General features: G+C 47.5%; 23 protein-coding genes and 1 pseudogene. 1 reads left to right on the top strand and 23 read right to left on the bottom strand.

Going from position 1 to position 18,629, the window contains the following annotated elements; all coding sequences use genetic code 11:
* Positions 1 to 219 precede the first annotated feature (219 nt).
* The 6 genes from QMA39_RS01615 to QMA39_RS01590 form a co-directional block, all read right to left on the bottom strand.
* Positions 220 to 855, bottom strand: a complete 636-nt coding sequence (locus tag QMA39_RS01615; RefSeq protein WP_281657812.1) for a hypothetical protein — start codon at positions 853 to 855, stop codon at positions 220 to 222.
* Positions 856 to 868: 13 nt separating this feature from the next.
* Entirely contained in the window at positions 869 to 2,149 is a 1,281-nt protein-coding gene (locus QMA39_RS01610) for a polysaccharide deacetylase family protein (RefSeq protein WP_281657811.1), read from the bottom strand.
* A 314-nt stretch (positions 2,150 to 2,463) separates the two neighbouring features.
* The gene (locus QMA39_RS01605) at positions 2,464 to 2,646 is read right to left on the bottom strand and encodes a hypothetical protein (RefSeq protein ID WP_206932203.1); all 183 of its coding nucleotides are present in this window, start codon (positions 2,644 to 2,646) and stop codon (positions 2,464 to 2,466) included.
* A 491-nt stretch (positions 2,647 to 3,137) separates the two neighbouring features.
* Positions 3,138 to 3,605, bottom strand: coding sequence for a YjdJ family protein (locus QMA39_RS01600; protein ID WP_281657810.1), 468 nt, complete (start codon positions 3,603 to 3,605; stop codon positions 3,138 to 3,140).
* A 25-nt stretch (positions 3,606 to 3,630) separates the two neighbouring features.
* Entirely contained in the window at positions 3,631 to 4,068 is a 438-nt protein-coding gene (locus QMA39_RS01595; RefSeq protein WP_281657809.1) for a hypothetical protein, read from the bottom strand.
* 199 nt (positions 4,069 to 4,267) lie between these two features.
* Complete coding sequence (locus tag QMA39_RS01590; RefSeq protein ID WP_281657808.1) at positions 4,268 to 4,813, bottom strand: GNAT family protein; 546 nt, start codon at positions 4,811 to 4,813, stop codon at positions 4,268 to 4,270.
* 321 nt (positions 4,814 to 5,134) lie between these two features.
* Between QMA39_RS01590 and QMA39_RS01585 the strand changes: the two are divergent.
* Positions 5,135 to 5,302: pseudogene (locus QMA39_RS01585) on the top strand (transposase); the annotation flags it as partial.
* Between the two features lie 226 nt (positions 5,303 to 5,528).
* On the opposite strand, the gene QMA39_RS01580 reads toward QMA39_RS01585, so the two are convergent.
* The 17 genes from QMA39_RS01580 to QMA39_RS01500 all read right to left on the bottom strand — a co-directional run bounded on the left by QMA39_RS01580 (position 5,529) and on the right by QMA39_RS01500 (position 18,572).
* Entirely contained in the window at positions 5,529 to 5,738 is a 210-nt protein-coding gene (locus QMA39_RS01580; RefSeq protein WP_027953856.1) for a hypothetical protein, read from the bottom strand.
* 69 nt (positions 5,739 to 5,807) lie between these two features.
* Positions 5,808 to 5,957, bottom strand: coding sequence for a hypothetical protein (locus QMA39_RS01575; protein WP_206932191.1), 150 nt, complete (start codon positions 5,955 to 5,957; stop codon positions 5,808 to 5,810).
* A 14-nt stretch (positions 5,958 to 5,971) separates the two neighbouring features.
* Positions 5,972 to 6,853, bottom strand: a complete 882-nt coding sequence (locus tag QMA39_RS01570) for a permease (protein WP_281657807.1) — start codon at positions 6,851 to 6,853, stop codon at positions 5,972 to 5,974.
* An 87-nt stretch (positions 6,854 to 6,940) separates the two neighbouring features.
* The gene (locus tag QMA39_RS01565; RefSeq protein WP_281657806.1) at positions 6,941 to 7,264 is read right to left on the bottom strand and encodes a metalloregulator ArsR/SmtB family transcription factor; all 324 of its coding nucleotides are present in this window, start codon (positions 7,262 to 7,264) and stop codon (positions 6,941 to 6,943) included.
* A gap of 98 nt (positions 7,265 to 7,362) precedes the next feature.
* On the bottom strand, positions 7,363 to 8,064 hold the full coding sequence (locus QMA39_RS01560; RefSeq protein ID WP_281657805.1) for a peptidase E: 702 nt from the start codon (positions 8,062 to 8,064) through the stop codon (positions 7,363 to 7,365).
* 34 nt (positions 8,065 to 8,098) lie between these two features.
* The gene (locus QMA39_RS01555; RefSeq protein WP_281657804.1) at positions 8,099 to 8,521 is read right to left on the bottom strand and encodes an NUDIX domain-containing protein; all 423 of its coding nucleotides are present in this window, start codon (positions 8,519 to 8,521) and stop codon (positions 8,099 to 8,101) included.
* 16 nt (positions 8,522 to 8,537) lie between these two features.
* Positions 8,538 to 8,888 carry a DUF4440 domain-containing protein gene (locus QMA39_RS01550; protein ID WP_281657803.1) on the bottom strand — a complete coding sequence of 117 codons (351 nt, stop codon included), beginning with the start codon at positions 8,886 to 8,888 and terminating at the stop codon, positions 8,538 to 8,540.
* Between the two features lie 137 nt (positions 8,889 to 9,025).
* Positions 9,026 to 9,304, bottom strand: a complete 279-nt coding sequence (locus QMA39_RS01545) for a hypothetical protein (protein WP_281657802.1) — start codon at positions 9,302 to 9,304, stop codon at positions 9,026 to 9,028.
* Positions 9,305 to 9,427: 123 nt separating this feature from the next.
* Positions 9,428 to 10,774 (bottom strand): GH1 family beta-glucosidase, encoded by a 1,347-nt coding sequence (locus tag QMA39_RS01540; RefSeq protein WP_281657801.1) that lies wholly within the window; start codon positions 10,772 to 10,774, stop codon positions 9,428 to 9,430.
* A gap of 31 nt (positions 10,775 to 10,805) precedes the next feature.
* Positions 10,806 to 11,819: a LacI family DNA-binding transcriptional regulator gene (locus tag QMA39_RS01535; RefSeq protein ID WP_281657800.1), complete on the bottom strand. Its 1,014-nt coding sequence runs from the start codon at positions 11,817 to 11,819 to the stop codon at positions 10,806 to 10,808.
* A gap of 78 nt (positions 11,820 to 11,897) precedes the next feature.
* Complete coding sequence (locus QMA39_RS01530) at positions 11,898 to 12,731, bottom strand: carbohydrate ABC transporter permease (protein ID WP_027953847.1); 834 nt, start codon at positions 12,729 to 12,731, stop codon at positions 11,898 to 11,900.
* Positions 12,728 to 13,636, bottom strand: a complete 909-nt coding sequence (locus tag QMA39_RS01525) for a sugar ABC transporter permease (RefSeq protein ID WP_206932987.1) — start codon at positions 13,634 to 13,636, stop codon at positions 12,728 to 12,730. The genes QMA39_RS01530 and QMA39_RS01525 overlap by 4 nt, the downstream gene beginning before the upstream one ends.
* A 111-nt stretch (positions 13,637 to 13,747) precedes the next feature.
* On the bottom strand, positions 13,748 to 15,025 hold the full coding sequence (locus QMA39_RS01520) for an ABC transporter substrate-binding protein (RefSeq protein ID WP_281658364.1): 1,278 nt from the start codon (positions 15,023 to 15,025) through the stop codon (positions 13,748 to 13,750).
* 265 nt (positions 15,026 to 15,290) lie between these two features.
* Positions 15,291 to 16,583 (bottom strand): FtsW/RodA/SpoVE family cell cycle protein, encoded by a 1,293-nt coding sequence (locus tag QMA39_RS01515; protein WP_281657799.1) that lies wholly within the window; start codon positions 16,581 to 16,583, stop codon positions 15,291 to 15,293.
* The gene (locus tag QMA39_RS01510; protein ID WP_027953843.1) at positions 16,580 to 16,993 is read right to left on the bottom strand and encodes a PadR family transcriptional regulator; all 414 of its coding nucleotides are present in this window, start codon (positions 16,991 to 16,993) and stop codon (positions 16,580 to 16,582) included. Before QMA39_RS01510 ends, QMA39_RS01515 begins: the two co-directional genes overlap by 4 nt.
* On the bottom strand, positions 16,993 to 17,532 hold the full coding sequence (locus QMA39_RS01505) for a sigma-70 family RNA polymerase sigma factor (protein WP_281657798.1): 540 nt from the start codon (positions 17,530 to 17,532) through the stop codon (positions 16,993 to 16,995). The genes QMA39_RS01510 and QMA39_RS01505 overlap by 1 nt, the downstream gene beginning before the upstream one ends.
* Before the next feature lie 137 nt (positions 17,533 to 17,669).
* Complete coding sequence (locus QMA39_RS01500) at positions 17,670 to 18,572, bottom strand: M23 family metallopeptidase (protein ID WP_281657797.1); 903 nt, start codon at positions 18,570 to 18,572, stop codon at positions 17,670 to 17,672.
* Positions 18,573 to 18,629 lie beyond the last annotated feature (57 nt).

The following is an 18,629-nucleotide window of genomic DNA, read 5'->3' as shown; positions in this document are numbered from 1 at the left end:
GTAAGTATCTGCTATATTTCCCCTTAACCAAATGATTCCGAAACCCAATCGTGTTGGTCAGCGTATGTATAACAAAGACTGATTTCCTTATGGAGGTGACCAGCATGTTCTTCCGGCTCTTCCACAAACTCGACCGTCCAAAGAAAATGGCCCTGATCTCCGTGTCCATCATTTTACTGGGGGCATAGTCATGCTCTTTCTGTAATTAAGCCCCCCTTTTTATTCCGTCACAGACTGATGATACGTTTCATCCTCAGTCCATTCCAATTGAAATACGACCGCATAATCCGCCTCTTTTACAGCGTCCGGAATCTGACGGGCATCTTCAATCCCCGGATCCCGCAGAATATCCCCTTTGGCAGCAATCATGAAAGCGGGATAATAGGAAACCCCTTTTTTCATTTTGAATGCTTGATTTATTCCAGTAAACGCATACCCGGTTAACGCTTTCGGCACCTGAACCGTTCCTCCTGCCAGAGTCCCGCTTGTTCCGATACTGACGTTCGTTTGTCCTTCCATTTCACCCATGTGAAAGCTGAGGAGGTCTTTTTTATAGGTCTCCTCCCCTTCTTCCCCGGAGAATGATGACAGCCGTTCTTCCGGTTCGCTACCATTTTCTATCACAAGCACCGTCGTCTTTAATCCTTCTCCTTCCGGGATCTTCCCATCCATTGTAAAAAAGGATTCAAAACCATTGCCCAGATGGGAGATGATCGTCTCTTCCCTTTCTGACAATTCCGCCGGTTTTATCTTCAATGTATCTTTCGACGTCATACCCTGATCCTGCTCTGCCGCTTCATTTGAACAGGCGGACAGCAGAAGACCAAGCATCATCACCAACCATAATTTTTTCATATCATTCTCCTTCTCACCCTTGGATGGAAAGCAGTTCAGACACTGTCACGAACTGATAGCCTTCCTTCTCCAAATAGTCCAGCAGCGTCGGCAGAGCTTCGGCCGTTTCCTTATGCACATCATGCAGCAGGACTATCGATCCGGGAACGACTTCTTTCTCGATCACTTTATTCACGGCCTCCGGATCTCTGCTCTTCCAGTCGTGGGAATCCACGGACCATAATACCACCGATGACCCAAAGTGCCGGGCTGCCTCCTCCACGGTTTCATTGACAGCACCGTAGGGAGGGCGAAAAACAGACGGTCGCTGCCCGGTTACCTCGATAATTTTATTACGGGACGCCTGCATTTCATTCTTGACGGCCGGCATACCCATCTTCGTTAAATCCTTGTGCTGATCGGTATGGTTGCCGATCTCATGCCCCTCATCAGCCACCCTTTTGGCAAGGTCGGGAGATTTATCCACCTGTTCACCCATCATGAAAAAAGTAGCTTTGGCGTTGTGATGCTTTAAAATATCCAGAACTTCCGGTGTCACATTCCGATTGGGGCCATCATCAAAGGTAAGCGCCACAACTTTTTGTCCGGAGTCTTTAAAAGAAAGAATCCGTTCCAGAGGTATGTTCACTTGAACAAAATCTTCCCTGTCTATTCCGAGGTCTTCCGGATTGAAATAAGCGGTCAAATTCTTACCTCGTATGGACCAGTTCCAATCATCCGGCCGGTTTATAATATCTGCAAGCGCCTCTCCATCAGGGCTTTCCTTTTTCAACTGCTGCTCCACGCCCTCCTGAATACCTCGGACAGCTTCAGGGTTATCCAGCAGGCTCGTAAGCTTCACGCTTTGATTTTCCTTGTTCAGTGTAAAGACCCGCACCTTTGACTCGGACTGCTTTTCCTCCACCCTTTTGTGGGAGCGGAAAATAAAGCTGTATGTATCCCCGCGCCCCTTATGAGCATCAACCTCAATGGTTAAATGCGCACGGCGGCCGCTGCCAAGCTCCCCGCCATACTTTTCCACTTTGTTGAAAAAGCTTTCTTTTTCCTGTTCCATCCACGCTTGGACTTCCTCGTTCTGTTCATCCTCTTCCATAGAGGCGGTGCTGATGGAGAGCGTGTAGGTATCCGCTTCCTCCGTCTCCTCCTGGAAATAGAGGTAGGGGGCGCTGCTGCTTTTACCAGATACAGGCGTAAGCCATTTCACCATTCCCGTTCCTATTAGACCGGCAATCAGCAGAAGAACGACCCAGCCAGGCCATTTAATCCGTTTGATCAGTGGTTTTCTTCCTGCCATATCCCCTTCATCCCTTTTCTATTATTCTCTCTATCTATTATTCCAAATATATACATATTTCTCAATGCTAATCTGTCTAAAGGATACAACGTTCCACTTGATAGAAAGGCAGGTCAATACCTGTAAAAAAGTACTGGACTCGATACGGTCTCAGCCATTAGAAAAAGCACCTATAGATGTCCATAGTAACGTTCCGCGTTGGGTGCCTTTTGCGGGCAGGATTACAGAGCGCTCTTCGGAAAAAAACAGCAGATCATGAGAGATGAAGCGTAAAAAAGCCCGCCATAATGGCGGGCTGGAGTCCTTTCCTGGACTTATGTGTTCATTTTTCTGCGAGCTTTGAATTCTGTCCCAAAGAACACCGCTCCAATAAGAAAAAGGATACTGGATAAAAACAGAACAATGCCGTTCCATTGACCATCAAAAATCGTAATGTTTACAAGTGTCATCGTATGTGTAATTAATAAAAGGGCAAATAAAACTCCATACGTTTTCATACGTCCGGTCCTCCTACACGAAACCTTTACTCATCTTTGTTGTTCTCTAAATCAAACAGCCCCGTCGCAAATAAAAGACAGGGCACAGCGCTGGATTTATACCGTAATGAAATCTTCGAAAAACTTCGAACACTATTTAACCACAACTTAATTTTTTATTTACCGGACTCTAAGCCTTCTGATGGTATAAAGGATGCCTGACAATGCAATGATCCCGAACATAAACGGAAGGTTCCATGGACCTCTATCTACAAAAGCGATTCCTACGAGGGACAGAGCAATCATACCTACGTAGAAGTATGACTTACAAGGTCCGAAGAGTCCCGCTCCTAGAGCTGATATGCCTGCGACTGCCAGGAATACACCTAGCTGTGCGAAAAAACTTAATCACCTCCGTGTTACCTATCGTATGTCCAAATCCACGGCGGGGCCAACGGAACACCCGCACGGAATCCCAGTTAAAGGAAAAGAATCGTATTACTTACACTCTTTTATACTGTTCTCCGGCCGAACCGGACATACATCAACAGGGCACTTCCCACGGCAAACATCCCGGCAGCTATTCCGAAGTAAAAAAAGAGATGTCCGCCAATTGTGGAAGAAGCATAGCTGAGAAAACTGAAAGCAAACAGTCCCGCCCCTAATAAAGCCAGTAAAACCATCGACCCTTTCCACCGGCCTTTCGTCAAGATCGAGCCCACAGCCAACACCAGTAGAATGAAGCTGCTGAACATCAGCATCGGAAACAGCGGTCTGAACTTAGCGGCATACACGAAGTAATCCAGCTGGACAATCTGCTCCTCTCCCATAACCTCCCCGTTAATCATTTTGGAAAAAGGGGCGGAATGAGCCCATTCCCATGATTTATCCAGAAGCGCACTTCCTTCATACCAGGAAACAAGGGCAGAAAAAATGAAAACAACGGAAAGAAGAACACATACGACAAAGGATCGATACATAGAACTCCTCCTCTTTCATTTCCTTTTAAGAATCCATCCGTTCCAAAAGCATGTAGTCCTTTGTTTTTTCTACATCGATTTGATTTCTCCTGCCAAAAGCCAGTAATTCGTCATACCCCTCCGGCTCTGTCATCACCACTAACGGGATGTTCAAGCCCTTATAGGTTTTGATGGCAGCCGCTTTCTTTTTCCAGCCGGTCCGGAAGAATTTAAGCGTTTGGATATGCTCAGGTACCAGCTCTTTATTTAAAACCCGCTTCTTCAGATAGGTAACGGTATAAATCAATCGCTGATCCTGAATATCAATTTGAAATCGAAATAAACTGCCCATCGCTAAAAATAATAGAATCACCAGGAACAGTTGAACCGATGCACCGAATGCGCTGGAGAGGAGTAACCACAGAAGGGGAAAGAGAACTGTGACCGTATCCCTGATTCTCTTCGGATTGATGGAATAGCTCATGACTGCTCACCTCCCAACCGTTCCAGTTTCCTTTGAACGCTCCAATAAAGAGCCAATGCTGTCATTTGAATTGATAGGAGAAACAGAAAGGGAGAAGACGAATTTGGATGAATGATTTGATAAATGCCGGCTGTTATTACCATTAGACCAATACCTAAAACGACAATCCGCAGAACCTTTTTCAGCCTATAATAGTTCGTTAAAATTTCCCCCACTCCTCTTTCAGCAAACCATAAACGATCCTGTCGTGATGGCTCCCGTTCAAATATTCATACTCACGCAGGACTCCTTCCTTCGTGAATCCGAGCCGTTCGGGAACCGCCCTGCTTTTTCCATTTCCTCCGGACGTCTGAATGTTCACTTTTCTTAACCCAAGCTCAAAAAATGCGTAATCGACCATCTTCCGGACCGCTTTCGTTACAAGACCCCTGCCCGTAAAGGCATCTCCGAGCCAGTAGCCGATTTCCGTCCTTCCCGCTTCCTGATCTATGTATAGAAATCCAGTGGAACCGGCCAGCTCCCCTTTATACAGGATACCTGCCCAGAAACCATTTCCATCGGCCATCCTTGTCAGGGACCTTCTGATGAAAGCTAGTGAGTCCGCTTTTTCTCTCGTCTTTGCGGGGAAGGAAAGCCACACCCCGAGGCGGTCCCTGTTTTTGTCGACCAGCTGGAACAAGGGCTCCGCGTGTCTCGGTTCAAGGATGGACAGCTCTACTTCGTCATCCACATGCATCGTAAACATACGTTTCCCTCCTCTTCTACGATTCCAATTATTTCAAAAGATTCCCCTGAACTCAATCATTAAAAAAAACTTCTTTTTTATAAAGAAGGCAGTCTGTAGAACAAGTTCGCCCTATCCGATTAGAGTTGTCCGCATGTCTTGTTGAGAGGGCACGTTCCGCTTATCGGCAGATGCTTGCCGCGGGCACGGCCTCAGCTAACTTGGTCAAGAAACCATTTGACCAAGTGGATCTTCGGCTCGCGCTGTTCCCGCAGGCGTCACCACCAAACGCTCTTCGTGCCGGTCCCTGTGGAAAACAACTTTACGCTACGATAAAATGAAGGAAAGTAGATATACCGTATGAGAAAAGAAAAAGTCGAGCGTAACTTCGCAGATTCAAAAGAACGGCATAGGCTTCGCGATTGCCGATTGCGTGGAAAAGAAAAAGGGAAAGAACAGGGGCTGATAACGGCTGCCTGCCGGAATATGAAAAAGATGGCCATCCAGTAAGGGTGAGCTGGGTGAAGGAAAATCTTTTTCGATTTTAAAGAATTCCCAAGGAGCGGTGCCCCTTCCACTCCTGCGGAAGAACGAGTGGTCCGAGATCGCCGAGCGTGGGTTTTGCGAGGAAGCTCGGGCGCTCGTCCGCGGAAAGGGAAGGGGCTTTCGCTCCTGGCGGTAAGAAAGAAAAAAGCTTGTAAAGAAACAGGGGTTTCTCTACAAGCTGCCTCCTTTTTTATAAAGAAGGCTTTATCTGCTTTATTTCCTCACAGGCTCGTTGGAAGTTTTCCAGTGATTCTTTTCCTAAAACAGACCTGTCCCCGCCGAACAATCGCTGCAGGACGATTTCCTGCGCTTGCTCGATAGAGAGGTCTCCACTGTTTAAAACGAGCTTTAGATAAGACTTAAAATAATCCTTCGTCAATGCGCCCGATTTATGCAGCATACATACTTCCCTCCTCATTTACTATAACAAAAGCAGAAGAGCCTTCCTTAAAGACTCTCCCGTCAGACTCTATGCGTTTTCCTGACGCTCTTCTTCCCGGTCCTCTTCGCTATCGTTTTCCTTTGTTTCTTTTTCCTCTATCTCTTCAATGTCTACATGACAGCAGTTTTTATCAGATTTGGAAAACAAACCGCGAAGGCCTTTCTTTTTTTCAGCCATGGATTTCACCTCCTTTAAAGTACCGCCTGCACAATAAACCCTGTGGATACCGCCACCACGAGGATGGAGACAACAAAAGCGGTGACGAGCTTCGGCTTGAACAATTTATTCAACAAAACCACCTCAGGAATACTGGCGCCCGCACCACCGATAACCAAGGCGATAATGGCACCGACCCCCATGCCCTTACTGACCAGTGCATCGGCAATCGGCAGAATCGCTTCCGCTCGGATGTACATGGGGATACCAATGACGGAAGCGACCGGAATCGTCCACGGTTGATCTCCACCAGCAAACCTGGCAATCATCTCCTGAGGGATAAAGTCATGAATGAAAGCACCCATAAATACGCCGAGAAGAAGGAACGGCAGAACAGGATAAAAGAATCCCCAGGCATCCCGGAGGGCCACCTTCCATTTCGGCTCATCCGCTTCAACATCAGGGCTTCCTTTCCGGACCCTTACATTTTTCACGAACCTTTCAAGCCCGAGAAGATCCCATACCACTCCAATCAGAAGGGAGAAAGCACCGACAATCAGAACATAATACAACGTCAATTCCCACCCGAGCAGCGTCCACAGCAGAAGGACAATGACAGGGTTCAATAATGGTGAGGCTACTAAGAAGGACATCGACGGTCCAAACAGTGCTTTAGAAGAAAGCAGCCCCGCCAGAATGGGGATCGTCGAACACGAACAAAATGGCGTCAGTGCCCCGAGCACCGTTCCATACAGGTAACCGCTCCACTTATTCGGTCGTTCCAACACCCGTTTAATCCGCTCCTCTGTCACCTTCTGCTGCAGAAGACTGACGAGAAAACTGATGAGAATGAACAATGCGGTCAACTCCGCAAACAAAATGAGGAATGTTTTCATAAACTCGAGAAAAGCATTCATAAGATCCCTCCCTGCATCAACTTTTTTTGATGTAACGATCACAATAGATCAATTTTTTTTGATGTATAATGTATAGATTTACCCTGTTTACTGACCAGGGTAAAAGATGCAGCAGAGTTCCGGCGACAAGATCGCTTTGACTTCCGGGTCATTCAACTGGTAATAGTTCCAGGTCCCCTTCTTTTCCCTCTGAATAAAACCGGCATCGTGAAGGATTTTCAAATGGTAGGAAAGTTTGGACTGCGGGAGTCCGACAAGCTCTGTCAGATCACAGACACACAGCTGTCCCTTCTGATTCAGTTCATACATGATTTTAAGACGAAGCTCATCCGCGAGTGCCTTGAATTTCTTTTCATACACGTCAAAGGAAAAATCCTCTTCAGTTCCTGCTTTACTTTCTACTGTTTTCATCGTCTCACCTCTACATCAATTTTTTTTGATATAACCGCATTATATTCATCCCTCAGCAAAGATGTCAATTGAAAGCATCAATTTTTTTTGATGTATGTTCATTCATCTATTCCTAAGTAAAGCGTGTCCAGCTCCTCTTCCTCTATACCACGGTTGTGATAAAGCCGGTAAGCCCGCGCGTTCGGCTTAGAACTCACCACTCTGTGCAGATGGTGATCAATATAGTGGGCAGCGGCGTGGTCATCAACGGCCAGTCCGGGCTTGATTTTCCCTTCAGCCATTAATTTCTTATAAGCGAGTCTTCTTTTCGGTTCTCCATCGTAATGAGGGCAGTGGCTTCCGGGAAGAAAGCCGAGCCCTTGCAGCGGTTCAAGTTCCCCGCCGAAAGAATCGGTGACGCCTTCCTCAAACCAGCAGATCGATCCGGCACTGACACCTGCAAGGATGACGCCCTGATCCCACGCTTTTTTCAGAATCTCATCCACTCCCCATTCTCTCCATAACGCCAACATATTCCTCGTATTTCCACCACCGACGAAAATGATATCCTTTTCCAGTAGAAAACTGTTGAGATCTCTTGTTGGTGGGTGAAATAAAGAGAGGTGGGAAGGCTGACAGGCATAGTTTTCGAAAAAGTTGTAAAATCTGGCCATATAACTGCCAGAATCTCCGCTGGCGGTCGGAATAAAACAGATGTGGGGCTTTGTTTTCGATGACTGCTCCAACAAGTACGTATCCAACAGCGGATTTTCAGGATCCATCGAAAATCCTCCTCCACCTACAGCGATGATCTGTTTCATTATTGTTCCCTCCTGTCTCTTCAAACCGTTTTGTTTACTTTGCAAATATAAGGTGGAGGTAGTCTCCATGTCCTCGAATTAAACTTACTTCCTCTTCAGACGAAATCCAAAAGAAATGAAAAGTCAGTCCCCTTTCTTCTCGGCCTCCGATTGGGTGATGTGCCCAGTTGTCTTTTAATTCCGTGGTGTTGAGTTGATAAAAATAACGCTTGTGCTGTTTACTATCGGTATTCATCCACTTATCCACCGCCAGTAATTTTTCTACATAGACGGAAGTCAGCCCTGTCTCCTCCACCATTTCCCTTACAACAGCATGAAGAGGATCTTCCCCCGGGTTCACAGTTCCTTTAGGAATTTGAATGCCGGCCTCAGGAACTGAATGTTGAAAAACAAGCACCTGCGGCTTTTCTTTATAAAAGCGGGTGATATATCCATAGACTTTCCATACAGGTTCCACAAGCACACCTCCTTTGTCACTGACCCGGGATGATTGTCCCTTGATGGAAATACAGCTGCCATCTGCCATGGGTTTTCTTCCAGATCGAGCTCCTCCACGTGTTCCTCTTCCGCGTCGTATCCTTGACTTTATATGTACTCAGAACCGTATCCTCTGCCAGAATCTGAATCTCATAATGATTTAGCGTCATTTCTGACAGAACGACCCCAAGATTCAGACAGTCTTTTTTCGTATAAATGATTCCTGAACTGCCAATCTCCCAAAAATCATCTGCAAGGATCTGATCCAGCTTTTCAGCGGAAGACCTGACGTCCAGACTGATATGCGCTCCTTCCAATTCTCTAAGATGGGTTTTGAGTTCTTTCATCTATACTCCCCCTCTTCTGCTTACCGCCCCTTTATAAAGATTAGTTCTACACTTTTCCTTTTTTATCCTTTTCGTTCACCATCTCTTACTGTTTATGTCCAGAAAAAAAAGACCCCTGCGGGCCTTTTTGTGAGTGATTATGGGTGGTACCATCCACCGTGGCTGTGATGAACTCCGCCCCACGGATAATAATTCCCCTGGCCGTAATGATAACCGTATCCGGGTGCATAGCTGCTGTGTCCGTGCTCAAAACCGGATCCTCCATACGTTCCCTGCCCGTGGTGATACCCGTAGCCCGGGACATAGGTGCCATGTCCATGGTGATAGCCATACCCCGGGATATAAGTCCCGTGTCCGTGATGGTATCCTACGCCGGGTACGTATGTGCCGTGACCATGATGATAAATCCGTTCCACAACGATCGCCCCTTCCGTTTGCTTCAACCTTAGCCTATGCCGGGCGAGAAGGTGTGGTCTGGGCGTTATCCATAAAACAAACCACGCTGACCCTTGACAGCGCGGCTCGTCGATCATTTAGATTCATAGATCAAACTTGTGGTTTTCCACCGTATCTTTATACCAGTAATAGCTGTCTTTCCGCGTCCGCTCAAACGTATCAAAATTCACGTGGATGATTCCGAAGCGCTTGTCATAGCCTTCCGCCCACTCAAAATTATCTAAAAGTGACCAAACAATGTAACCGGCAATCGGGACGCCGGCCTCAATCGCCCGGCTCAGCGATGTCAGGTGCTGCTTTAAGTATTCGATTCGCTCCTGGTCGTGCACCTTTCCATCCTCTTCCACGCCGTGGTTGTAGCAGGCTCCGTTTTCTGTGATGTACAGCTGCACATTCCCGTAAGTCTCATGAATATCCTTCAACGTTTTATAGAAGCCTTCTGCATAAATCGGCCAGTCAATATCTGTGCGTCGGTCGTCGACGGGCAATTCCTCGACCTGGAACATGCCTCCGTCTTCCTTGTAGCGGCCGATGCTTCCTGTGTAGTAGTTGATCCCCATGAGATCAATTGGCTGGGAGATGATATCGAGATCTCCATCTTCCATACGCAGCACGGCATCCTGCTCAGCAAAAATGTCCTGCAGCGTCTCTGGATATGTACCTTTGAAAACGGGATCCATGAACCATTCCTTCTGCCATATCATCCCTCTCCGGCAGGCCTCCACATCTTTTTCATCCGAAGTAAAGGGCTCGAGCCACCCGACGTTCGGAGCATATCCGATTTCGCCGTCCGGCACGAGTCTCCGGAATGATTGGACTGCTTTTCCGTGGGCGAGCAGCAGGTGGTGGGAAACATCGACCGCGGCCTGCAGGCTTGTTTTTCCCGGCGCATGAATGCCGAGGTAGTTGGATAAAAAGGAGGCACACCACGGTTCATTGATGGTCAGCCACTTTTTCACCTGTCCACCGAACGCCTGAAACATCGCTTCGGCATAGGATAAGAACGCGTCTGTCGTGTCGCGGTTCTCCCATCCGCCCTTTTCCTGAAGCACCTGGGGAAGATCCCAATGATAAAGGGTGATCATCGGCTCGATCCCGTTTTCGATCAGTTCATCAATCAGATGACGGTAATAGGCCACTCCTTCTTCATTCAACTCTCCGGTCCCATTAGGAATCACGCGCGACCAAGATATCGAGAAGCGGTAGATATCGACTCCCAGGCTCTTCAAATGCTGTACATCTTCCTTGTACATATGATAACTGTTGCAGGCATCATCGCCGTGATCCCCGTTTTTTACGTTGCCGGGAGTATGGGCGAAGACGTCCCAGATCGACGGGGTCCTGCCCCCCTCTTTTGCTGCCCCTTCGATTTGGTAGGACGCGGTAGCCGCGCCCCACTTGAGTTGTTCTGGAAATTGAATAGTTGTCATAAGCGATTCCTCCAGTTTTCACCCGGAACGTTCAGCTTTCCTTCGTAGAAGCCCTGAGCACAAGCTCCGGATCTACTTTCATATCCTGTATGTCATGATCTTCTTTGATCAAATCCTCCAGCATATAAGCAGCCAGCTTTCCGAGCTTTTGTTTGTCCTGTTTGACTGTTGTCAGCGGTGGATCGCTGTACCGGCATGCTTCAATGTCATCACAGCCGATCAGCTGGATATCCTCAGGAACGGATAATCCTTCTTCCTTGATCGCTTTAAGCGCACCAAGCGCCATCATATCGGACGCTGCGAAAACAGCTTCCGGAAGACGATCGGCTTTCAGTATCTCTTTCATTCCTTCATAGCCGCTTTCTTCAAAAAAATCACCGTAATAGAGCCAGTCCTTTTCTACAGAAAGGCCGAACTGATTCATCGCATCAATAAAGCCGATGTTCCGGATACTGGACACCAGCGAGTCCTGTTTCCCTCCGATATAGGCGATGGTCCGTACCTGATTCAAATATAAATGCTCGACCACTTTAGCACCGATCTTTGCGTTGTCGGTCATAATATAGTTGGATCGTGGGCCTTCCAGCTTCAAATCAATGCCGACGCTTGGAATGTCACTTTGGGCAATGTCATGGACGGCCTCTTCAATTTCATCCCCTGCGATGATCAGACACCCGTCCACATGAAAATGCTTGCACCTTTCCAAATACTTGCTTTCTCCTTGATAAATCTTTTCATTCGAGAACAGCAGCAGGTCATACCCGAGCGACCCGACCGCTTTTTTGAACGAATTGACGACTTCGTTGAAAAAAGGGTGGGTGAAATCAACATTGATTTTTCCCGCATAGATAAGTCCAATCAAATTTGATTTTTTCGTCGCCAGCGACTTTGCCGAAAACGTCGGCTGGTACTTCGTATCTTCGATAATTTTATAGACTTTCTTTCGTGTCGATTCACTGATGCCTCCATAATTGTTGATAATTTTGGAAACAGTGGCCGGAGACACTCCTGCCATCTTAGCTATGTCGCGTATTGTCAAATCCATATCTCTTTCTCTCCTTCAAATACAGCCTCCATGTCATTACCATCTATTGTATCAACAATATGGAGAAGCGGGACAGATTTACTTAATGGAACCTTCCGTAATACTTGAGATGAACCACTTGTTGAAAATCAGGAAAATGAGAATAAGAGGAACCGTTGCCCAGAAGACACCGCTCAACAGCATCCCGAAGTCCACACGGAAGGCATTGTTCAAGGAAGCAAGAGCCACCTGGAGCGTATAGGAAGCCGGATCACGAAGAACCGTAAACTGCCACAAAAATTCACCCCAGACAAGCGTGAACACGATAATGCCGAGCGTCGCAAACGCAGGTTTGATGATCGGCAGGACGATGCTCCTGTAGATCCTGAAGTTGGAGCAGCCATCCAGCTTTGCTGCTTCCATCAGCTCATCAGGAACGGACTCACTGATGTACTGCCGCATCAGGAAAATCCCGAGCGGGTTGAGTAAAAACAGCACGCCTGCCCCTAACAGGGTATCGAGCCATCCCAGCTGGGAAACAAGGTAAAACTGAGGAATCAAGCCGAGCTGCGGCGGGATCACCATCGTTAAGAGAATCAGGATGAAAAAGAAGTTCTTTCCCGGGAACTGAAACTTCGCAAAGGCAAAACCCGCCAGTGAGCTAATAAATAAGACAGCCAAGGTCACCGTCGAGCACAGTACGATCGTATTCCACATCGCCTGGAAGAATGGAATCGTATCCAGCACTTTCATGAAGTTCTCCACCAGCTGATCACCTGGAAGAAGCGTCGGTGGAATGGAATTGTACGCCGCACTTGGCTGTGTGGCCATTACAAACATCCAGTAAAATGGAAAGATCGAGACGAGTGACGCAAACCCAAGGGCGATATAGACAGGGAGCGTTCCTTTTGCAGCACGTTTCATGTTATTCATTTGGTAAACGCCCTCCTCTTCTGCTTACGACCGAACCCGGAAGTGAGCCACGTATTGATTGCGGCAGCGGCCACGATGATGATTAACAGCAGTACAGCCGTTGCAGACGCTGTTCCGAAAGATCCAAGATTGAATGCATCACGGTACAGGTACATGACCACGGTCATTGCCTCATCCCTGTTGAACGCGGAGGACCCGAGGAACACAGCCGGTTCAGCAAACAACTGCAGCGCCCCGACCGTTGACATGAATACCGTAAGGACGATAAACGGCTTCAACAAAGGAATCGTGATGTGAAGGAACTGCTGTACTTTCCCGGCACCGTCGATGGTAGCCGCTTCGTACAAGTCCTTCGGTATGCTTTGAAGACCAGCTAAATAAATGATCGTATTATAGCCGACCCACCTCCAGAAGACCATGAGGGAAATAGCAATTTTCGCTCCCCACTCCGATGTTTTCCAGCTGACTGGATCAACTCCGAACAAACCGATGACATAGTTGGCAAGCGCGGTTTCACTGCTGCTGAAAAACACCCCGAATACTAATGCGACAGCTACCATCGATGTAATGTAAGGCATAAATATGGTCACCCGGAAAAAATTCGTAAAGCGGATGACAGCCATATTAAGAAAATAAGCAAGAATAATGCCGACAACCAGCTGAGGAGCCGTTCCCATCAAGCCGATGATGACTGTGTTATACAACGACTTCCAAAACAACGGATCTTGAAGGACGACAACAAAGTTGCTGAACCCGACAAACTCCATGGCCCCAAGGCCGTTCCATTTCTGAAAGGCAAGAATGATGCTGAAAACAGCGGGATAAAGACCGATAATGGCAAATATGATGAAAAAGGGTGCAATATACAAATAACCGGACAGCATATCTTTCTTTTTTTCAGACATTGGTGTCTTCGCTGCAGATTTGGATGCATGCTGACGTTTCTGTACACTCTCCACTTCTTTCCCTCCTTTATGTAGGAGGGCTGGATGTTCCCCACCCAGCCCGGTGACTGTTTAGCGGTTCATAAGATCTTCGATTCGTTTGACTGCCGCTTCCCATTCCTTCTCAGGATCGGCCCCTTCCTGTACATTGCGCAGCGCCGTCAACACTTCATTGTTCACGGTGACATATTTCGGTCCTTTGTAGACCTCAGGAATTTCCTTGGCCGCCTCTGCGAAATAAGCCGCGGTATTCTGTCCACCGAAATACTCGTCGGAATTGTTCACGAACTCTTCCATTTCATATACTTCAGGAGCAGAAGGGAACAAACCGCTTTCCGTGAAGGACTTCAACTGGTTTTCAGGAGAAAGCATCCACTGGGCAAAGGCATAGGCTTCTTCACTGTTTTTCGTTTCAGAAGGAATGGCCACATAAGAACCGCCCCAGTTACCGGCAAAATCCGTTGGAAGTGTCGTCACTTTCCATTTCCCCTCGCCCTCCGGCGCATTTTCCGTCATGTAGCCTTTCAGCCAGGCCGGTGCCATTTCTACAGCAAACTCTCCTTTATTCAAGGCGTTGGCCCATTCCGGTGTCCACATTTCAAAGGATCCGACGACACCTTTCTCCTGGAGCTTCACCGCATAGTCATAAGCTTCTTTGACTCCGTTATCAGCTTCATTGATAAGAAGCTCTCCATCACGATTGAAATAGCTTACCTGCAAGGCATCCATATTGGCACGAAAAGCCATTTCCATGCTGTCGACCATCGGCTTGCCTGTTTCCTCCATAACCGTCTCTGCAGCCTCTGCAAATTCATCCGGAGAAGAAATCATGGTACTCACTTCATCTGGATCTGTCGGAAGGCCGGCCTCTTCAAAAACGTCGGTATGGAAATACATTGCTTTAGGTCCGATATCTGTTGGAAGACCAAAGAGGAAATCGCCTTCCCCGTTTTCTGCCATTTTCCATTTCCAATCTAAGTATTGATCCTGAATTTCGTCCGCTCCCAAATCATACAAGTTTACGAAACGGTCCTGGGCTTCGCGGTAGCGGTCCAGCTGATCGACTTCTATCATTGTCAGATCCGGTGCGCCCGTGCCTGCAGAGATGGCTGTAAACAAGCTGTCGTGGTGATCGCCAAGCTCAGAATTTTTAATGTTGATCGTGACATCCGGGTTTTCTTTTTCATATTCATCAGCAAGCGCCTCATAATTCGTCGCCCCGAACACCCAGAAGTCCAGTGTCACTTTCCCTTCTCCAGATGCTGCTTCCTCATCACTGCTGCAGGCAGCAAGAAACATAGATAAGACCAGTAACAAAACGAGTGTTAACCTCTTTTTCACATTGATCATCCCTTTCGTAACCATCAATTTAGATGCTCCCCTTCGATTAACGAAACCGGTTTCGTTAATTCTTAAAAAAAATCAATTGATTTATAAGGTTAGCTTGATTATAACGACAAATGTATCCGTTTTCAATATGTTTTTTTTATTTTTCTGATAGTTTTAGTAAACCGGTTTCGTAATATCTTCATTGCTTTCCTTACTCAGGCCAGGAGCCATTGAGACTAAAAAAAAGACGACCTCCCTCTACAAGGAAGCCGTCTGACTGCTGTGATTATTGAACCCTCGTTTTCCCTTGGGCAGCAAAGGAAGCGGGATGTTTCTTCCTGTATACACTCAACACCAGCCCGAATAAAGCAGCATGAAGAACGGTAGCGTCCATCCCGTAGCTGAGAAACGGAAGCGGAAAGGAAGCGGTTGGCAGGATTCCCATAGACATCAGCACGTGATAAAAAACTGGAACAGCATAGAAAACCAGGCTCCCTCTTACAAGCAGCTGACCGAAAGGTTCTTTGATCTTCCTTGACATCCAGAACAGGCGGCCAAGCACAAGGCTCAGAAGAATCAGGAGAAGGAGCGCAGCGCCCCAGCCCAGCTGATTCAGTACTGAAAGAAAGACAAAATCGGTGTGACCGGAAGGCAGCGGCTCCGCTTGTGCCCCCTCTCCTATCCATGCGGCATCCCTGATGACTTCCTCCATCCGCAGATACATGTATCCGCCCCCGTTTGAGAATTTCTCAGGAGAAAAGAACGACAGCAGCCGCTCTTTTTGATAGATGGCAGCAGCTGTAAAGAACCACATTCCAACAGATACAGCTCCGATGACTCCTAATGAAACCAACGACAAGAGGATCTTTTTGTTCACCTGCTTATGGAGAAACAGGGCTGTAAAGAGCAGCGTATAAATGAACGCAGCATTCGGATCTGCAGCTTCCATGAAAAAGTAGACGGGAAACAGATACAACAGGATCCCCTTCCACACCTTTACGGGACCTTTACTGCCGATAGCAGCAAGACCAATGAGGAGCAATGGAATGAAGTCAATGCTGGTCACATGAAAGGGTCCGATCCGGACACCCACGCTCCCCAAAAAGTTCGTGGTCATGGACATCGGCCCCCATTTCAAAAACATGACTCCTGCAAGACCCAGCCCATATAACAGCCACCCCAGCGGCTGAAGCTTCCTATAGTCGATGAACAGGAGAGCTCCTGCCACCGCGATACCGGACATAGTGAAGAAGAATTTCCCGTTGATTGAATAGCCGTCTTCGCCACTGAACATAAAGGATGTAAGAAAGCCTGCCACCATCAATCCCGCAAGAAAGAGGACCAGCCATCCGTCGATCCTCTCCTTATACAGGTCTTGGAAATGCCGGCCGGTTTCCGGTGCACTCCCCATCCGGCGGACCGCTTCCTCCTCGGCCTCGTCTGAACTGTACCCCTTGTTCATCAAGCTTTCTTTTTCCTGTTGGATATGGCTGTTCAACTCACGGGCAATCATACCACCTGTTTCTTTGTTTTTAATAAAGGACTGGACGGTCTGAAGATAATCGTTTCGTGATTTCAAATCTGACCCGCCTCCACGAGTGTACGCAGCACCCGGGGTTTGTCCGGCGAAGACTCATATTTCTTAAGCAGCTTTCTCCCTTTTCTCGTCAGTTGATAAAATTTCTGCCCATCCTCTTTCCACTCCGACTGGATGCAGCGCTTCTGTTCAAGAATGTGAAGCGTCGTATACAGCGCACCTTGATCATTTTCAAACGTTTTGATCCCTCTTGACCGGATTTTACCAGCCAGCGTATAGCCTGTCTCCTCCTGTACGAGGAGCTGTAAAATAGACAGACGGATTTGTTCGGGTCTCGTGTCCTGACCAGCTATTTTCTCCATCACTTGATTTCGATGCTCCTGATCGAATGTCAACGTATTGAATGATGTATGATTGAGTGCCTGCTTCAACTTTCTTAATCGATTTTCCATCAAAGCGTCCCTCCCAGGCGTTGTTTAAGTAAAACTCTCGCGCGTTTCAACCGTGTCTTTAACGTATTTTCATTTTTGTTTAAAACGTCGGCCATCTCTCTCGTCGATAAGTCTTCGTAGTAGTGAAGATAGATGACCTCCCTGTATTTGTCCGGCAGGTCCATCACAGCGCCGGCCAATTCATGATCGATATGGTTCTGGATGACTGCGTCTTCCGTAGTGGAAGCATCTTTCGTCTGTTCCAGCTGTTCCTGTTCCGACACAGTGACTTTCCGGTTATACCAGCTTTTCAGATGATCCTTACAGTGATTGATGGCAATCCGCCACAGCCACGTCGTCATTTTCGACGTTCCGTTGTATGTATGCAGGTGGTGATAGCTTTTCACGAAAATCTCCTGCGTTAGATCCTCCGCCAGTGCCGCATCCTTGACGTAGGAATAGACAAGGTGGAGGATGGCTGTTCCGTAGTTTTCCATCAGATCCTGGATGATTGCTTCTTTGTTTTCATGTTCGATAGATGTATTCATTGAGTGTTCCACGTTGTCCCCTCCTGCCCCATTAAACGATACAGGTGCATAAATAGTTTTACAAAAATAAAAAAAGACAGCACATGTGTGCTGTCTCAGGCTTAAAAGTCCGGTGCAGCCCGTCAAAGATGGCTCCACCCCGGGTTTCCTCACTGAAATACGAGGCTGTTTCGTTTCAAGAAGCGGTCATGAAACGTCAGGGGCACGCCTTCTCCATCTTTTTCTGCATGAATGTGAAGGTGCGGCTCTGTCGTATTTCCTGTGTTTCCCACTTCCCCTAAGAGATGACCCGCCTCAACCGCATCTCCCTCCTGGACATGAACTGTGCCCGGTTTCATATGAGCGATATGAATATCCACGCCCTGACAGGAAAGAATGACATGATTTCCGGCGGGGTGCTGCTCCTTGTCCGGCTCCGCCTGCGGAAGAATGTCTTCATATTCGTCCACCGCTGCTGCCACTTCACCTGTGCACGGACTGTACAGCGGCTCCCCATAAATTTCATAATCTTCCAGTCTGGCAGGGGATATGCCGTCAGCACGGGCGGTAAGCGCATTGACTTTAAGAATGTCATAAGCATAAGCCTGTGTCTCGGATTCATAGTGATAGTTGATGGACGTACTGGCTCCCCCATGACCGAATGCATAGACCCCATCCTTCAACGGAAATTCCATGTCGACGATCTTGTCTTCTTCAGGCAGGGCATATCCTGACAGCCCTGAAACCGCAATGGAACCAAAATAAAAGATAAGAAGTATGCTGATTACCATGGAAAATACCGACCCTTTATTCATCTCTTCAGCTTTTTCAGGCAGGCTGCGCCAGCGCCTGTAGACAAAAACGCTGACTACCAAAAAACTAAGAGGCAGAAGCCAGCGCATGTAGTGGGTAAAGATATGCCACGGCCCGATTATGAATATAAATGCCATGAACATGAGAGCCGCACCCCAGTCTATCAAGAGGTATGTACGTTTCGAATACGCTGTTTTCAATAAATGGACAAACAATAGTACGGGCAGTACGAGGTGGATAAAAGCCTGAAACCAGATCAACCAATCATTCCCTTCGCCAAATTAGAACGATGACGCTCTTTAATCATCTATACGTTC

This window comes from Halobacillus sp. Cin3 (assembly GCF_947311855.1).
GTDB lineage: Bacteria > Bacillota > Bacilli > Bacillales > Halobacillaceae > Halobacillus > Halobacillus kuroshimensis.
Note: the sequence above shows the minus strand (reverse complement) of the source record. Positions and strands in the feature narration are given on the sequence as shown.

Coding starts and splice junctions, on each gene's coding strand:
- QMA39_RS01570 (WP_281657807.1), bottom strand. CDS start 6,853: ATGAATGCTTTTCTCGAGTTTATGAAAACATTCCTCATTTTGTTTGCG.
- QMA39_RS01565 (WP_281657806.1), bottom strand. CDS start 7,264: ATGAAAACAGTAGAAAGTAAAGCAGGAACTGAAGAGGATTTTTCCTTT.
- QMA39_RS01550 (WP_281657803.1), bottom strand. CDS start 8,888: ATGAAAGAACTCAAAACCCATCTTAGAGAATTGGAAGGAGCGCATATC.
- QMA39_RS01510 (WP_027953843.1), bottom strand. CDS start 16,993: ATGGAAAATCGATTAAGAAAGTTGAAGCAGGCACTCAATCATACATCA.
- QMA39_RS01610 (WP_281657811.1), bottom strand. CDS start 2,149: ATGGCAGGAAGAAAACCACTGATCAAACGGATTAAATGGCCTGGCTGG.
- QMA39_RS01540 (WP_281657801.1), bottom strand. CDS start 10,774: ATGACAACTATTCAATTTCCAGAACAACTCAAGTGGGGCGCGGCTACC.
- QMA39_RS01600 (WP_281657810.1), bottom strand. CDS start 3,605: ATGTATCGATCCTTTGTCGTATGTGTTCTTCTTTCCGTTGTTTTCATT.
- QMA39_RS01580 (WP_027953856.1), bottom strand. CDS start 5,738: ATGCTGCATAAATCGGGCGCATTGACGAAGGATTATTTTAAGTCTTAT.
- QMA39_RS01525 (WP_206932987.1), bottom strand. CDS start 13,636: ATGTCTGAAAAAAAGAAAGATATGCTGTCCGGTTATTTGTATATTGCA.
- QMA39_RS01530 (WP_027953847.1), bottom strand. CDS start 12,731: ATGAATAACATGAAACGTGCTGCAAAAGGAACGCTCCCTGTCTATATC.
- QMA39_RS01605 (WP_206932203.1), bottom strand. CDS start 2,646: ATGAAAACGTATGGAGTTTTATTTGCCCTTTTATTAATTACACATACG.
- QMA39_RS01615 (WP_281657812.1), bottom strand. CDS start 855: ATGAAAAAATTATGGTTGGTGATGATGCTTGGTCTTCTGCTGTCCGCC.
- QMA39_RS01590 (WP_281657808.1), bottom strand. CDS start 4,813: ATGTTTACGATGCATGTGGATGACGAAGTAGAGCTGTCCATCCTTGAA.
- QMA39_RS01595 (WP_281657809.1), bottom strand. CDS start 4,068: ATGAGCTATTCCATCAATCCGAAGAGAATCAGGGATACGGTCACAGTT.
- QMA39_RS01535 (WP_281657800.1), bottom strand. CDS start 11,819: ATGGATTTGACAATACGCGACATAGCTAAGATGGCAGGAGTGTCTCCG.
- QMA39_RS01520 (WP_281658364.1), bottom strand. CDS start 15,025: ATGATCAATGTGAAAAAGAGGTTAACACTCGTTTTGTTACTGGTCTTA.
- QMA39_RS01575 (WP_206932191.1), bottom strand. CDS start 5,957: ATGGCTGAAAAAAAGAAAGGCCTTCGCGGTTTGTTTTCCAAATCTGAT.
- QMA39_RS01560 (WP_281657805.1), bottom strand. CDS start 8,064: ATGAAACAGATCATCGCTGTAGGTGGAGGAGGATTTTCGATGGATCCT.